The following is a 15,367-nucleotide window of genomic DNA, read 5'->3' as shown; positions in this document are numbered from 1 at the left end:
TCAAACATCTTCATCTTCGTTTCGCAAGCAAAAAATTCACGCCAACAAACAGGGCCGAATCCCAAGGTATAGCCCCCTCGCATAAGGATTGTTTAAGTAGAAATTACCGTCTTTTCATTGACAATAACATTATCCTATTGTCTACAATGGAAATAATCAGAAAGAAAAACAAGGATTTTTATGCCTACCGTGCCTACAGCCACACCCGCCATCCCGTTAACGAGCCAGCAACTTTACCGAAAGTCAGAACTTAAACAGCTTAATACTGAGTGCCAATCTACAGCCCAGCTCACGCCACTCGATGATATTGTTGGCCAAGAACGTGCCCAACAGGCGGTAGAATTTGCCATGGGGATAAAAGAAAAGGGCTATAACATCTATGCGATCGGCCAAAATGGTCTCGGTAAACGAACCATGATGCTGCGCTATCTCAATCGCCACGATCCCATAAAACCTGCGTTATTTGACTGGTGCTATGTGGTCAACTTTGACGATACCCGCAGCCCTAAAGTGCTAAAACTCACCGCTGGCACGGGGCAAGAGTTTAAGAAATCCATCGAGAAACTCATGCTCAAACTGGTAAGAGCATTACCCTTAGCCTTTGATAATGAAATGTACTATGCCAGAGCTGAAAAACTTAAAAGCCAACTGATACAAAAGCAAGAAGCCGCACTCACAGAGCTCAGCGAAGAGGCCAAACAAAAAAATATTAGTCTGAGCTTAACCATGCAGGGGGATTATCAAATGATCGCCCTCAACGGTGATGAGCCCCATGATGAAGCCACTTTCAGCGCCCTCACTGAAGCCGAGCGTAGTCAATTTGAAAGTAATATCAATGGGCTAGAAGTAAAACTAAGGAGCATTATTCGCCAAAACACTGAATGGGAAGAAGAATTTAGTGATACTCAGCAGGAACATGATGAACAAGTTGCCAAGGATGTGTTGATCCACTTTTTTAAACCCTTGAAGGATAAATATAAACATCAACCAGATGTCAGAGCATTTTTAACCGGGATGCAGGCAGATATCCTAAGTAATTTAGATATTTTCCTTGAAGAAAGCGAAGAACAACTCGCCCTTGCCTACGCTTCACTTGAAAAGAAAATGCCCCGCCGCTATCAGGTCAATGTACTTGTATGCCAAGGCGAACAGAAATTCCCCATCGTGGTCGAAGAAAGTCCAAGCTACCACAGCCTGTTTGGTTATGTTGAAAACGCCACCTTCAGAGGCACAGTGTTTACCGACTTTTCATTGATCCGCCCAGGAAGTTTACATAAGGCAAACGGTGGCGTGCTGTTAATGGATGCCATCAAAGTGCTTGAACGCCCCTATGTTTGGGATGGGTTAAAGCGAGCATTGCGTTCACGCAAGTTGGATCTGAGTTCATTAGAGCGGGAAGTCTCATTGTCAGGCACCATTTCATTAGCACCGGAACCGATTCCGTTAGATGTTAAAATTATCCTGTTCGGTGACCATGAAACCTACCAACTATTACAGCATTATGATCCTGATTTCAGTGAGTTATTTAGGGTAACTGCCGACTTTGAAGATGTCATGGATAGAACCGACGACTCCGAAGCCCATTATGCCCGATTTATTTCCAGTATTGTCCACGATAACAACATGCTGCACTGCGACCGTAGCGCCATCGCACGCATCATTGAATACAGCTCACGTGAGGCACAGGATCAACAAAAGCTCTCACTGCACTCTGCCAATATTGCCAACCTATTACGGGAATCCAACTTTTGCGCAAAAGCCGCAGCAAGTGAACAAATAGAAAAGCAACATGTTGAACAGGCACTTAAAAATCAAGAGAAACGCGTCTCCCGCCTGCATGACAACATCATGGAAAGCTTCGTTAATGGCACCACACTAATTAATACTCACGATAAAGTCGTTGGTCAAATCAATGCATTATCTGTTGTTTCTACTTCAGATCATCAATTTGGTCTGCCTAATCGCATCACCGCCACGACCGCGTATGGTAAAGGAGAAGTGCTGGACATCGAACATAGGGTCAAACTCGGTGGGCGAATACATTCTAAGGGGGTTTTAATCCTCACCGCCTATTTAGCCTCAGTGTTAGGTAAAACCGCGCAAATTCCTCTCACCACTTACCTCACCTTCGAGCAATCCTACAGCGGTGTCGATGGTGATAGTGCGTCAATGGCCGAATGCTGCGCTATTATCTCCGCCATCAGTGAGTTACCCTTAAGACAAGATATTGCCATTACTGGCTCAATGAATCAGTTTGGCGAAGCCCAACCTATCGGCGGGGTTAATGAGAAAATTGAAGGCTTTTTCGATGTGTGTCAAATCAAGGGTAGAACCTCGAGTCAAGGAGTGATTATTCCCGAGTCGAATATTGCAAACTTAATGCTACGCCAAGATATTGTGGAAGCGGTTGAGCGTGGTGAATTCCATATTTGGGCGATTAACCATGTTACTCAAGCGATGACTTTGCTATTAGGTAAAGCCGCTGCGATAGTGCAAACCGATGAGAGTAAACACACAGAGCACTATGCATCGGATTGCGTGTTCGGCATTGCCCAACACAAACTTAATGCTTTGAGAGCACTCAGCAAAACGAATTCATAGTCTCGATTGAACAACAGATACAAAAAGCAAAAAGGGTTAGCTTAGCTAACCCTTTTTTACCAGCGTAGCAATCTAAACCTTAAATCAAGGTTGCTAACATCTCGTCACTATAAGCCACCAGCTCCTCGCCTTTACGCACTTTAGCAACATAATCGGGGTTAGCGATAAAGGGGCGACCAATTGCAATTAAGTCAAATTTATCCTCAGCAATGGCCTTGCTCGCCGTCTGTGCACTATAGCTGCCCACACCCACTAGCGTTTTGCCATAGTGTGCACGAACATAACTTGATGCAGAGCCGCCTAAGTAATCAAACTCCATACTGTCATCGAAAATACCGATATGCACAAAGGCCAGATCGCGTTTTTCTAACTCAGGAAGTAAATAATCAAAAACCGCACGGTCACGGCTATCGCTTGCCATATTGAAATAGGCGCCAGGGGAAATACGTAAACCCGTTCTGTCTTTACCAATACGTGCGGCAATTGCATCGACCACTTCTAAGGCAAACCGTGACATATTGGCTGGTGTGCCACCATATTCATCGGTACGACGATTACTATCATGGTGTAAGAATTCATCAATCAAGTAACCATTAGCACCGTGGATCTCAACGCCATCAAAGCCGGCTTCAATCGCATTCTCAGCCGCTTTTGCATAATCACGCACCAGCCCCTGAATATCTTCAACCGTTGCAGCTTTTGGCGTTACATAGGTCAATTCACGCATTCTTGGCACACTGCCTTCAATTTTCTGGGCAGAAGGAGCCAGCACATCACCACCACCGAAGAAATGTGGATGAGCAACACGGCCTGTATGCCATAATTGCACAAAAATCTTACCGCCATTGGCATGCACAGCATCAGTCACTTTGCGCCAGCCTGCAATTTGCCCTTGGGTAAAAATACCGGGAGTGTTTGGGTAGCCTTGGGCATCAGGGCGAATAATCGTGGCCTCAGAGATAATCAATCCGGCTTCAGCACGGCGTGCATAGTAAGCCACCATATCATCGGTAGGAACCAAGTCGGCATCAGCCATACAGCGCGTTAATGGCGCCATCAAAATACGGTTTTTTAAGGTTATAGCGTCATTAAGCTTATAGGTGTCGAATAGATTACCTACAGAGTTCACTGCATTTTCAATCGTCATTGGTTAAACCCCATTCTTGAATGTACGTTCAAGATATTACTATTTGAATGATCATTCAAGAACATTTTTGAATGTTTGTTCAAAATTAGTTAGAATCTCCGGCAAGTATCGGTAAGAGGTAAGAATGTAATGCGAAACGCAGAGTTTGATAGGGCGCAAGTACTCAGGGGAGCAATGGCGGCCTTTATGCGTAAGGGATATACCAAGACCAGCATGCAAGATCTCACCCAAGCCACCGGATTACACCCTGGGTCCATTTACTGTGCTTTTAGTAATAAACGTGGATTACTCATTGCCGCTATCGAGCAATATCAACAGGATAGAAACGAGCAATTCAAGCTTATCTTCTCCAACAACCAGCCAGTGCTTAAAAATTTAAAAACTTACTTAGATAATGTCGTCGTCGAATGTATCAGCTGCGATAGCCAGCAAGCCTGTTTACTGACCAAAGCGTTAAATGAAATCGCCGAGCAAGACGATGAGATTCAACATATTATCAGTCAGAATCTCCACCTATGGCAAAACGCACTCACCGCACAATTTGAACTTGCAGCTTCTCAAGGAATGTTACAAGGGCAGCTCAATAGCGAGCAGAGAGCACAATATTTAATGATGGGAATCTATGGCTTACGAACCTTCGCCCACACCCATCCGCAGGCGGAGATATTGCAGCAATTAGCCAATAAACTGTTTGATGATGTTTGCAGATAACAGCCGAACCTGACGCTTATTTAACCGAACGCATAAAGCAAAAGGACGATAAATCAACTTATCGTCCTTTCAATATGATGTTTTGCCAGTATATTTTTTCTTAACCTATATTTGCCTGTGCAAAAACACGCTCACCGAGTGAGTTCAAAATCTTACACTCACCTTCTAATACGGCAATAATGGATTTTCCTTTGCGAAAACTTGCAGGAATCATCACACGACCTGACTCGCTAACAGGTAAACCTTGTAACACCGAATTGTGCATAATTAACCCAACGGGCGCATCATAATACAAAACTGTAACAGTCGCTTGTGTTGCTTGCATAACTTTTAACTCACATTAAGCAGAATCTACTGCTATCGATCAAAGTGGCAAGAGTCTCCGTTCATCTCTTATGAAAACAAAACTCAAAACTTGTTTTACCATTTAAAATCAACAAATTAAAAACTCAAAGCGATATAACTTTGTACAAAAGATAAAGACATCATCGCGCCATGAATATCACATCATTTAAGCACTTCGGCAAATAGATGCCAATCTATTTCTATTTTGTTAATCAAATCCGCGCAATCGATCACACTTAAGCAACAAGGACAGATGAATATTTATCTACAAAATAAAAGCGTTAATTCTATATTAAACTACAGTTACTTCGCTTTAAACCCCACTCGAAAACCGCCCCAGTGTTTACCATTAACATAAATGGGTACTGACAAGTCATGCATAATCTCCCCGGTATCTCGCTTATAGGTTTGCAGTAAAACAGGATCCGTATGTGTCCCACAACGGCTGCCCGTTGGGTCATTAAATAAGCGTTTAGTGCGATTGTGCACCATATCAACCTCAACTTTGCCCGTTAATGCTTGGCTAAAGCGTTTATTATGGGTTGGGAAATAACCTTTTTTATCAACGGCTCCAGCATAAATGATCTCACTATGCTTAGCTAAAATCGGTTCTTGAATCGCGGGAAAATGTTGATCGGTGAAACGGTCAAATGCTGTGGTATATTTCTGCGGCTGAGTATTGGCAATTGGCTGATATTTGGGACTAAACAACTCTGCTTCCGTAAAACTACCATTAGCTAATCCTTGCGCAAGTTTCTCTCCGCAAGCTTTTGCCGCTTCATTAGCGACTAATAGCACTTGTTGATCAAAGGTTTGAGTATCCCAATGAGACAGTGCTTTAAATATACCCTCTGTCGTTAATGACAGGGTAAACGCCTGCTCAGAAACCGTCATGCTTTGTCTTCCTGTTGCAGTCAGCGAGTCACGGATCTGCGCTACCGAGTTGCTAATCTCATTGGTGGTATGATTGTATTGCTTAAGGGATTCTTCCATATCTCCAAGGGCATGCGCAGAACGAGTTACAGAGGTTGAGATATCAGTAAAGTGACCATCCAACTCCCCCATCGCACCGACAACATCAGCAGTTTGCAAAACCACTCGTTCCATTAACGCTGAACTTTTGTCTGTTTCAGCACGAATTTCGAGCAGCATCTTACCGATATCTTGGGTCGCTCCAGCCGTTTTTCCGGCAAGGCTTCGAACCTCATCAGCTACCACAGCAAAGCCTCGCCCTTGCTCTCCAGCTCTTGCCGCTTCAATAGCAGCATTTAATGCCAGTAAGTTTGTTTGTTCCGCAACCGAATTAATGACCTCGGTGATTTTTTGAATTTGTTCAGCTTTTGACTTTAAGGCCTGCACTTGCTGAGCGGCAGTGTTGATATCAGCATTTAATGATTCGATAGCAGATACGCCCTTTTGTGCTTGAGTTCTGCCTTGCACACTCAAGCGCTCAGCCTCTTGGGTTTGGACTAAAATGCTGCTGGCATTATCCCCAAGCAAAGCAGTTGTATTACTCAATTGCGCCGCAGCCACCGCGATAGCACTCGCATGTTCACCATTGGACTCAATCGATTTATTCAATAAATCAATAAAATGTGATACCTCAGCTGCACCAATTGCAATCTTACTGGTTTGGACACTGATATCATGTTCAGGAGAGCTTAACCGATTGAGCCTAAGAGCATTTTCATCAGGATTTGGCGCCTTGATACTCAAAAAACGCTTAACAATCCATAATACCCACACACAAACTATCCCGCCTAAAACCAAGGCATGTGTCAAACCGGATAAGGAGATGGCATTAAGTAAAAGGCTGCCAAACACAACTAAGACTAAACTCAGTGCAATGACGATTTTATGTTGTAATTCCATATTTGTATCTCACCAAGAAAACGCACATGCAAAGTGAGAGAAGTGAGTATTCACTTGCTATCCATTGCTATTTGATTCGCCGCAGTAAGTAGAATAGACAAATTCAAGCACTGCGTAGTGAGTCTATCCTTCTGACTAAATTGAACTATTCATCCTAAAACCTATAGCCTATCTTCAGCGCTCTAACGCGCTTATGGCATTAGACATTAGTATAGATTTCGCCGAATTACCCAATAAATCCTTCCTAAAATCCTCTGGCCATTTTTAGCTGACAAAATGTGGTGCTAATCGCTTTATTGACAAGAATTCCAACTCGAGTGACTGCACATACGGCAAGAAAACTGCTACTATCGGCGCAATTTTTTTGAGCTAACGAGATCAAGATGGGCAGAGCATATCAAAACCGTAAAGAATCCATGGCGAAAACAGCTGGCCAGAAAACCCGCCTTTACTCACGCTACGGTAAAGAAATTTACGTAGTCGCCAAACAAGGTGGTGTCGAGCCGGACGGCAACTTATCACTCCGTCGTTTAATCGAACGCGCGAAGAAAGATCAAGTACCAGCACACGTTATTGAACGTGCTATTGATAAAGCCAAAGGTGGTGGCGGTGAAGATTATGATACTGCCCGTTATGAAGGTTTCGGCCCAGGTAACTGTATGGTCATCGTCGACTGCTTAACCGATAACGTAAAACGTACTTTTACGGAAGTACGTCAAGCCTTCGTAAAAAACGATGCCAAACTTGGTACACCCGGTACAGTAGGCCATATGTTTGACCAGTCTGCCGTATTCGTTTTTCCTGGTGAAGATGAAGATGCCATTCTTGAAATTCTGATGATGGCTGATGTCGATGTGAATGACGTTGAAGTGGAAGATGGCATGATCAGTGTTATCGCACCACACACCGAGTTTTTCAAAGTTAAAACGGCACTGACAGATGCAATGCCTAACATCAACTTTGAAGTCGAGAACATCACTTTTGTGCCTCAAACCATGACCCCAGTGTCCGGTGAAGATGTGGCAGTATTCGATAAATTTATCGCCGCTTTAGAAGATTGTGACGACGTGCAAAACGTTTATCACAATGCAGAAATTCAAGATTAATTAAAATCTTACTTAACAAAAACGCAGCCAATGAGCTGCGTTTTTATTTGCGATCATGCATGAAATTCAATCGCAGCACACTTGGCCAAACGCGCGAGATCTCGTAGCGCGCTTCATGGAGGGACTCATCATCGCGATGGGCCATAATCATTATGGAAAATAGTTGCCACTGCCGAAAGCGGCGCCATATCCATACAATACCCACCGACCACTAACACCTGCGAGTAACAAAGCGTTACCGCATCCGGCAATTGGTATCGCAATGCCAAGGTTGCATTCCTACTATCACTAACTCATTACCTCATAGGTTAACGACACCGCAACTCCCGCTTAATAAAAACAACGTAGCTTGGTTTTATCAAAAACGCTGCTCACATTGAGATAGGACTCTAATATATTGATTTGAAATAAATATGCAGCATCTCCATATAGCTGGCGCTATTAGGCGTGGTTAATAAACCACATATCAGATAAAACTTCACAAACTGAATTAAATAAATAATTCGAATAACTTAGCGGATTAAGACTTTGCCTGCGTGATAGACATAGTCTCTTATGGAATACTTGCCTTAGAATGGATGATAAATTGTGATTGAAGGAAGCAAATAGGTGCAAGGAAATCGATTAACCAAAGCAGAAACGATGCTAATTGGTGCGGGTAGCCTCACTTGGGCACTTGTCGCTTGGCTGGGATTTAATCAAGATATTCAAGCCAAGCTACCCACGCTCAACAAAAGTTGCCATATAGCACTTTATGCATTGTTTATATTATTGTTTTTATTGCTGACAATCTTCGAACATTCTCGTAAAAGTCTCAAGATAAATAGGTTTTTAACCATAGTACTTGTTTGCTGTACCCTCGGCTTAATGCTGTTAAGTGAACATTCCTTGTTACCCATCTTGCTCGTACTGTGGGCGTCACTGTTACCCGAGTTCTTTAGCCGCAATGCTGCGATAGGACAAATCCTGTTAGCCAATCTTAGCTATTACTTCATTCTGCACTCACACACCTCAAACAGTATTATTTTTAATGTTCTTATTTATATGGGATTCCAGCTATTTGCTTACAGCAGTAGTCAAGCGAGATTGTCCGAGCGCGAGTCTCGCCGGATACAGGAACATCTTAATCAACAACTTATCGCTACGAGAGCCTTGCTGAGTCAAACCAGCGAGCAGCAAGAAAGGTTGAGGATCTCACGGGATTTGCACGATATTCTCGGCCACCAACTCACTGCGTTATCATTGCAACTTGAGCTCTTAAGTCATCAAGCACCTACGGAGCTCAAATCCACAGTCAATCAGAGTAAATCACTTGCCAAGGAATTATTAGAGAGTATCCGCGCCGTGGTTCGTGCGCAGCGGGTTAATATTGGCCTCGACTTAAAGCCTCCGCTTGATGCAATAGCAAGCCGTTTACCTAATGTTAGCTTGCGGTATGAATCATTAGTGCCGCTACAGTCGACTGAACTGGCTCAAGCCTTATTACTGGTATTGCAGGAAGGGATCAGTAATGGGGTGCGCCATGGCAAGGCCAATCAGTTCACGCTGTCGATGCAACAGCAACAAACCGAACTTATCATTCAACTTAACGATAATGGTCAAGGTATCAACCAAACAGCTTCAACAGGTATCGGGCTCAATAGCATGCAGGAAAGGTTATCAGCCTTTAATGGTAAGGTGTGTTTGCAGCCCAATGAAAATGCTAAAGGTTGTAGCCTTATTATCCGGCTGCCACAAAATACAACAATGTAAAAGACATCCCAACAAAACGGGTTACAAGGAATAAGTCGCTACTTATGGAAAAATTTCAATCGGCAATCACAACTGATAACCCATCCGCACCTCACACTATCAGGGTAGGATTAGTGGAAGACCAACAGTTAGTTCGTCAGGGGATCGCGAGCCTGATTGCCATTTCTCAGCATATCAAGGTGACTTGGCAGGCCGAGAATGGTCAAGAAGCACTTAGGCTGCTGGAAACTGAAGCCGTAGATTTACTATTAAGCGATATTCGCATGCCAGTGCTCGATGGTATTAGTTTGCTAAAACAGCTTCGCGCCGCACAAAATCCCTTACCAGTAATAATGTTAACCACCTTTGATGACAGCGAATTGTTTTTAAATAGCTTACATGCCGGCGCAAATGGCTTCTTATTAAAGGATGTGTCTCTGGATAAGTTACTGCATGCCATTGAAACGGTTGCCAAAGGTGAGTATCTAATAGAACCTTCAGTACTTGAACAGATGCAGCACCTATCTCCTGCATCTCCATCTCCTGCGCCTCTCAACATTGCAACTCAAGCGTTGTTATCGGCTCGCGAGCAAGAGATTTTACGCTATATGGCGGGAGGGTTTTCCAATAAAGAAATCGCCGATGCAGTATTTTTGGCCGAAGGAACCGTGAAAAACCACGTTTCAACCATTTTGGCTAAGCTCAATTGCCGAGACCGTACTCAAGCAGTACTAAGAGGCTTACAAATCGGCTTAATTTAGGACGGGCCCACCAACGAAAAAGGGCCTTAAAGGCCCTTTTCAATGTAATTACTGCCGCAAAAAACTAGCGTAAATCCATCTCTTGGATAATTTCATGGGCAATAGGTGGCGTTGTGCAGGTCGGCTTTTCATGTAAATCGGCCTTTAACTGACCTTTACGGTGTTTTAGTGCAGCATCCAATTTTTTAGCTGCTGCAGCAATCGCGGGGTACATGATTTCATCCGTACCTGAGGCGGAGATGCGACTGCCTTCGTAATTTGTTCGAATTTCAACCTGAAACTCGCCATGCTCCTTAGCAATAATGATATCAAGCCCAATGAGAGTGGGGAAATGAGTGGCGATTTTTGAAAACTTTTCGTTAACGTGTTCTTTGACAGAATCAGTAACATCGACATGGTGACCAGAAAGATTAATTTTCATAGGTTGTCCCTTTTAGTGTCTTTACTTTTTTTTCGCTTCACATTAGAGCTTGGGGCATGGCAAATAAAACACAAGCCCCCTAGACAAATATTTCGAATGAAACAGGTATTAGCAGCAGCTAAATGTGAGGCTCATCAAAGAAATAGCACAATACGGGAACGTTAAAATAAATTAACTGGTTGATTTATAACCGACAAAAAAATAAATCAACCAGTTGAATGCCAAGTGCTAATACTTACGCTGCACGCTTTGTTGCCAGAATTGCTGCGATAGGTGATGAGTTTTTGTCGATAAGCGCGAAACCTGCTCGCCCCTTGCCGCCGCATCTTGAGTCTGCTCTAAACTCTGCTGTGCCAAATCGCTGATCACATGGATAGCACGACTAATTTCCGCCGCTACAGATGTCTGTTGAGTCATTGCTGCGGCATTGTCATCACTTAAAGAGTTGATCCGAGCGATAGAGGATAACAACTCACCAAAAGCCACACTGGCATCCTGTGCTAAAGAGACTGAGCGCTTAACCTGCTCCTGTCCGGCCGTCATCGTCGATGTCGCTTTTTGCGTGCTATCTTTAAATCGACTGACAATTTGCTCAATTTGTGAAGTTGACTGACTGGTTCGGCTAGACAATTGCCGCACCTCATCGGCAACGACAGCAAATCCCCGGCCAGTCTCCCCAGCCCGTGCCGCTTCAATTGCCGCATTAAGCGCCAGTAGATTAGTTTGGTCGGCGATAGAGCGAATAACTTCTAACACTTGATAAATCGCTTGGCTATCCTGCTCTATGGTTTGGACCACATCGGAAAAATGGCTCACCTGCACACTCAGTTGATGGATAGCTTCGATAACAGTTTCAAGCCGTGAATGGCCGCGCTGTGCAGCCTCATGGCTGGAGACCATTTCAGATGCAGTGCGATGGATATTATCTGTTACCTCAGCAAAACTGGCACTCATTTGTTCCATTGCAGTTGCCGCCTGGGTGGTTTGCACACTCTGACTATCGGCATGCTCCCAGGTATTAGTGATGGTTTGTTTGAGATTGACGCTCTGCTCTTGTATTTCACTTGCAGAATCCGCCATCCGGCCAACAACCCCACCGATTTCAGTAATTAAAAACCGCAGAGCCAGATCAATTTTCCCGATTTCATCCTGTCTACCGGTATAAATCCCCATCGCGACGGGATCATCAATAATATGAGTAGCAACGCTAACTAATGCTTGTAATGGTTGCATAAGCTTGTACCACAATACCCAAGCAACTAAAGCCCCCACAAGTGCGGCTAATAAAGGGGAGTAACATGCCAAAAACGCCGTCGCCGCAATAGCTAAAAACATGGAGGAGAGAATTTTCCCCCGAAATCCTAATCTATCTTTTTTTAATGCTTTAGGTTGTTTACCTTGATTAATGCCTTGATAAACATCTTCAGCTGCTCTGATTTGCTCAGGTGTCGCCTGGCGACGTACTGATTGATATTCATGAATTTTGCCATCTTCATATACAGGTGCAACATAGGCATTGACCCAATAGTAACCGCCAGTTTTGGTCTTGTTTTTGACTATGCCCATCCAAGGTTTGCCGCTTTTAATTCTATCCCAAAGCATTTTAAACGCAGCAGCAGGCATATCCTCGTGACGAACGATATTGTGAGGACTCCCTTGCAACTCAGTAACGCTATATTCACTTATCTGCGAAAAGGTTTGATTAACGTACTTAATGTTTCCTTTCAAATCGGTCGTAGAGAGTAGGATTGCGTTTTCAGATAGGTGTTTTTCACCTTTTTTTGAATGTGTTTGCATAGGGATATCAAAATGACTCCAAGTGAAAGTTGCAGGGGATTTTGCCAAAATGACAGAACACCTACTTTGATTAAGTTCACACTGAAAGCAGAAAATTTAACCAAATGCTAAACAAGTAAGATCAATCTCATCAATAAAACCAAACATTTGTGACATATTGCACAGGGTTACGCATAACGCGAGCTAGCACTCAAAATGCGTTAAGGATATTTTGTGCACCGCCTCAATAAATGCAAATGATATTGTTTATCATTTGAATCAACTGCGTTATAATCATCAAAACAATAGCCTGATAGCTCATTAGAATGCCCGCTGTATTCAGCTATGGCTGAATTGGCATTTGGATTAACCGTTTAATATTGACTGAAATAAGTAGCACTTATGTCACATATCCCAACATCAAATTCCCCCCTCTCAGCGATAGCTGTACGTCCTGTATCGGGTTATTTTCAAGCCGCCATTCGGTGGCTAAAACAAGAGCAAACTCAATTTGGTTTGCAGGTATTTGTTCGCGCGAGTGCTGCGTTATTGGCTGGCTATATTGCAGCGGCAACGCTGGCCTGTTTACTGACTCAAATACTGCCAATGTCTCGATTTGAGAGCACATTAACGGCCAATATGCTGGCATTCTTGTTTTATGCCATCGCCATTATTTATGCCTTTTGCGTTCGTAAAACCTGGCATGCGTGGCGGGATCTGATGTTATTTAGCCTCCTGTGTTTTACTCTGCTTAAGGTGTGTGGACAGTAAGATGAAAGAAACCTTTTTTAGAACCTTATCTTGGCTACACACTTGGGCGGGTTTACTCGTTTGCTGGGTATTATTGCTGATCTTTTTTGCAGGCAGCCTGAGTTATTTTCGCCATGAAATCAGCCTATGGGCTGAGCCAGAACTTCACCGCGGTACATTTCAAGACTATCAAGCAAATCAATTAATAAGCCAGCTTGATAAGGGCCAATACTATATCGAGAGTCATTCGCCAGCGGAAACACAACGCTGGTTAATAAATTTTCCGACCCAGCGTAGCCCTATGCTTAGCTTTGCTTGGCAACTGCCGCCTGAAAAAGGGCAACGTCGTGGCAAAATCGAGCAACATACGGTACTTGCTGATGGGAGTGGCGTCATCACTGACGTCCGCGATAGTCGTGGGGGTGACTTCTTCTATCGTTTACATTTCGACCTACACTATATGCCCGCCATTACAGCGCGCTACATTGTGGGCATCTGCACCATGTTTATGCTGATTGCCCTTATCAGCGGTATCGTTATCCATAAGCGTATCTTTAAGGATTTATTTAGTTTTCGTCAAAACAAGGGCGCACGCTCTTGGCTCGATGCCCATAATGTCAGTTCTGTTATTGCGCTGCCTTATCATCTGATGATCACCTATACCGGCCTTATTACCTTGATGCTGATCTATATCCCATGGACGGTAAGCACAGCTTATCCTGAGGATAATCAAGCCTTTTTAAAAGAACTCAATCCGGCAAGACAAACGGAGAAGGCCTCAGGCATTTATGCCGAGCAAGTACGTTTAAGCCAACTGTTACCCCAAGTTCAGGCTGAATGGGGCAATGCGCCAATCAAGCAGGTAATTGTTTCCTATCCTCAAGATAAAAATAGCCAAGTGACCTTCTATCAAAATACTGGCAAAGAGGTCACCGATGAATCAACACTCCTCGTGTTTAACGGCGTGACAGGTGAACTCAAATACGCCAGTCCACACGAAGTGTCAGGAACGGTGGCAACCTACGACACTATGATGTCACTGCACACCGCGCGTTTTGCTGCGCCGTTGCTGCGTATTTTGTTCTTCTTCTGCGGCTTACTCGGCTGCGCCATGGTAGCGACTGGCACCTTAATGTGGGCAATTCGTTTGCGCCAGAAACAGCAAAAGGCAATCGATAAAGGCGAGAAACCGAGCAGTGGCCTGCGCTTAGTTGAGGGATTAAACTTCATGTTTATCTTAGGCTTGCCCTTGGGTGCGGCTGCATTTTTCTATGCCAATCGCATATTACCCGCCGATTTTGCAACGCGTTCTGCTTGGGAAGTACATAGCTTCTTTATTGCTTTAGGTGCTATGGGCGTGTGGGCATTTTTCGGGCGCAGCAAACGCGATTGGCAAATAGCTCTGGTGCTGATTGGCACACTCTATTGTGCGCTACCCATACTCAATGCACTCACATCGCCAAGCCACTTTATTGATAATATCCAGTCTCAACAGTGGGCTTTGGTTGGTTTTGATGTGTTAGCGGTTTTAATCGGTGTAGTAATGCTATTTGCCAGCACCAAACTCTCAGTGGTGGCAAAAACACTGCAAAAACCGAATCGAAAAAATACTATTTCAGATAAAAAACCTATGCGAAAACCCGTTGAGACCACTTACGCAACCGAACTTACCTCATCGCCCTTGGAGGAAGCAAAGTCATGATGCCAGAATTTATCCCTATGCTCGGCATTCTCGGGCTTAGTTATCTCTCCCTTGCGCTGTTTGCGTTAGCTAAGTTTGGCCACTTTAAAGATGTGTTTAAACGCCCACCGTCACAATGGCAGAGCCGCCTGTTAACCCTGTTTGCTTGGCTGTTATTAATCATTAGCTTAAGCACCTGCGCCCACGGGCAAGGCTGGGCCTATGGCAGTATTCTGTTTATGGGGATCATCTCACTAGCCGCCATGTTAGTGATTTTGACCCTAAGCTACAGCCCACGCCACCTTCCCATAGGGATAGTTACTGGCAGTGTATTGACTGGCAGCTTACTGTTAAGTGGTGGGATCTAAACCGTTTCACAGATGGCGCACTAAACTGTGCGCCCCATGCTGGAGAAGTATTTTTAGCTAAGCTATAGTGCCCTGATGTCCTGCAATAAGGAGAAAA

At 44.0% G+C, this 15,367-nt stretch carries 13 protein-coding genes; 8 read left to right on the top strand and 5 right to left on the bottom strand.

Translation table 11 applies throughout. The features are described from left to right. The first annotated feature begins 180 nt into the window (after positions 1 to 180). The gene (locus tag M0413_RS05230; protein WP_249553381.1) at positions 181 to 2,601 is read left to right on the top strand and encodes a Lon protease family protein; all 2,421 of its coding nucleotides are present in this window, start codon (positions 181 to 183) and stop codon (positions 2,599 to 2,601) included. Between the two features lie 79 nt (positions 2,602 to 2,680). On the opposite strand, the gene M0413_RS05225 is transcribed toward M0413_RS05230, so the two are convergent. Beyond that, positions 2,681 to 3,748, bottom strand: a complete 1,068-nt coding sequence (locus tag M0413_RS05225; RefSeq protein ID WP_249553380.1) for an alkene reductase — start codon at positions 3,746 to 3,748, stop codon at positions 2,681 to 2,683. 129 nt (positions 3,749 to 3,877) lie between these two features. Between M0413_RS05225 and M0413_RS05220 the strand changes: the two genes are divergently transcribed. After that, the gene (locus tag M0413_RS05220; protein WP_055647802.1) at positions 3,878 to 4,459 is read left to right on the top strand and encodes a TetR/AcrR family transcriptional regulator; all 582 of its coding nucleotides are present in this window, start codon (positions 3,878 to 3,880) and stop codon (positions 4,457 to 4,459) included. 100 nt (positions 4,460 to 4,559) lie between these two features. On the opposite strand, the gene M0413_RS05215 is transcribed toward M0413_RS05220, so the two are convergent. Together M0413_RS05215 and M0413_RS05210 are read right to left on the bottom strand one after the other, a co-directional pair. Beyond that, positions 4,560 to 4,784, bottom strand: coding sequence for a TIGR02922 family protein (locus tag M0413_RS05215; protein ID WP_037420886.1), 225 nt, complete (start codon positions 4,782 to 4,784; stop codon positions 4,560 to 4,562). Between the two features lie 323 nt (positions 4,785 to 5,107). Beyond that, positions 5,108 to 6,676 (bottom strand): methyl-accepting chemotaxis protein, encoded by a 1,569-nt coding sequence (locus tag M0413_RS05210; protein ID WP_203433130.1) that lies wholly within the window; start codon positions 6,674 to 6,676, stop codon positions 5,108 to 5,110. 383 nt (positions 6,677 to 7,059) lie between these two features. Between M0413_RS05210 and M0413_RS05205 the strand changes: the two genes are divergently transcribed. From M0413_RS05205 to M0413_RS05195, 3 genes are all read left to right on the top strand, one after another. Continuing rightward, entirely contained in the window at positions 7,060 to 7,782 is a 723-nt protein-coding gene (locus tag M0413_RS05205; RefSeq protein ID WP_037420892.1) for a YebC/PmpR family DNA-binding transcriptional regulator, read from the top strand. Between the two features lie 609 nt (positions 7,783 to 8,391). After that, entirely contained in the window at positions 8,392 to 9,534 is a 1,143-nt protein-coding gene (locus M0413_RS05200) for a sensor histidine kinase (RefSeq protein WP_249553379.1), read from the top strand. Between the two features lie 44 nt (positions 9,535 to 9,578). After that, complete coding sequence (locus M0413_RS05195; RefSeq protein ID WP_249553378.1) at positions 9,579 to 10,274, top strand: response regulator transcription factor; 696 nt, start codon at positions 9,579 to 9,581, stop codon at positions 10,272 to 10,274. Positions 10,275 to 10,338: 64 nt separating this feature from the next. On the opposite strand, the gene hpf is transcribed toward M0413_RS05195, so the two are convergent. Both hpf and M0413_RS05185 read right to left on the bottom strand, forming a co-directional pair. Further along, positions 10,339 to 10,695 carry a ribosome hibernation-promoting factor, HPF/YfiA family gene (hpf, locus tag M0413_RS05190; RefSeq protein WP_023266557.1) on the bottom strand — a complete coding sequence of 119 codons (357 nt, stop codon included), beginning with the start codon at positions 10,693 to 10,695 and terminating at the stop codon, positions 10,339 to 10,341. Positions 10,696 to 10,923: 228 nt separating this feature from the next. Then, a complete protein-coding gene (locus tag M0413_RS05185) occupies positions 10,924 to 12,492 on the bottom strand; it encodes a methyl-accepting chemotaxis protein (RefSeq protein ID WP_037420899.1) in 1,569 nt (522 codons plus the stop codon). Between the two features lie 381 nt (positions 12,493 to 12,873). Between M0413_RS05185 and M0413_RS05180 the strand changes: the two genes are divergently transcribed. The 3 genes from M0413_RS05180 to M0413_RS05170 are packed head-to-tail and all read left to right on the top strand — an operon-like array spanning position 12,874 to position 15,270. Then, entirely contained in the window at positions 12,874 to 13,242 is a 369-nt protein-coding gene (locus M0413_RS05180) for a DUF3649 domain-containing protein (RefSeq protein WP_037420902.1), read from the top strand. Between the two features lies 1 nt (position 13,243). Then, positions 13,244 to 14,923: a PepSY-associated TM helix domain-containing protein gene (locus tag M0413_RS05175; RefSeq protein ID WP_249553376.1), complete on the top strand. Its 1,680-nt coding sequence runs from the start codon at positions 13,244 to 13,246 to the stop codon at positions 14,921 to 14,923. Further along, positions 14,920 to 15,270 carry a DUF3325 domain-containing protein gene (locus M0413_RS05170; RefSeq protein ID WP_023266561.1) on the top strand — a complete coding sequence of 117 codons (351 nt, stop codon included), beginning with the start codon at positions 14,920 to 14,922 and terminating at the stop codon, positions 15,268 to 15,270. Before M0413_RS05175 ends, M0413_RS05170 begins: the two co-directional genes overlap by 4 nt. Positions 15,271 to 15,367: the final 97 nt, after the last annotated feature.

This window comes from Shewanella sp. 8A (assembly GCF_023475945.1).
In the GTDB taxonomy this organism is placed as follows: domain Bacteria; phylum Pseudomonadota; class Gammaproteobacteria; order Enterobacterales; family Shewanellaceae; genus Shewanella; species Shewanella xiamenensis.
Note: the sequence above shows the minus strand (reverse complement) of the source record. Positions and strands in the feature narration are given on the sequence as shown.

Excerpts from the sequence above, each read along its gene's own strand:
- M0413_RS05180 (WP_037420902.1), top strand. The coding sequence starts at position 12,874 with ATGTCACATATCCCAACATCAAATTCCCCCCTCTCAGCGATAGCTGTA.
- hpf (WP_023266557.1), bottom strand. The coding sequence starts at position 10,695 with ATGAAAATTAATCTTTCTGGTCACCATGTCGATGTTACTGATTCTGTC.
- M0413_RS05185 (WP_037420899.1), bottom strand. The coding sequence starts at position 12,492 with ATGCAAACACATTCAAAAAAAGGTGAAAAACACCTATCTGAAAACGCA.
- M0413_RS05225 (WP_249553380.1), bottom strand. The coding sequence starts at position 3,748 with ATGACGATTGAAAATGCAGTGAACTCTGTAGGTAATCTATTCGACACC.
- M0413_RS05230 (WP_249553381.1), top strand. The coding sequence starts at position 181 with ATGCCTACCGTGCCTACAGCCACACCCGCCATCCCGTTAACGAGCCAG.
- M0413_RS05210 (WP_203433130.1), bottom strand. The coding sequence starts at position 6,676 with ATGGAATTACAACATAAAATCGTCATTGCACTGAGTTTAGTCTTAGTT.
- M0413_RS05170 (WP_023266561.1), top strand. The coding sequence starts at position 14,920 with ATGATGCCAGAATTTATCCCTATGCTCGGCATTCTCGGGCTTAGTTAT.
- M0413_RS05220 (WP_055647802.1), top strand. The coding sequence starts at position 3,878 with ATGCGAAACGCAGAGTTTGATAGGGCGCAAGTACTCAGGGGAGCAATG.
- M0413_RS05215 (WP_037420886.1), bottom strand. The coding sequence starts at position 4,784 with ATGCAAGCAACACAAGCGACTGTTACAGTTTTGTATTATGATGCGCCC.
- M0413_RS05175 (WP_249553376.1), top strand. The coding sequence starts at position 13,244 with ATGAAAGAAACCTTTTTTAGAACCTTATCTTGGCTACACACTTGGGCG.
- M0413_RS05205 (WP_037420892.1), top strand. The coding sequence starts at position 7,060 with ATGGGCAGAGCATATCAAAACCGTAAAGAATCCATGGCGAAAACAGCT.
- M0413_RS05195 (WP_249553378.1), top strand. The coding sequence starts at position 9,579 with ATGGAAAAATTTCAATCGGCAATCACAACTGATAACCCATCCGCACCT.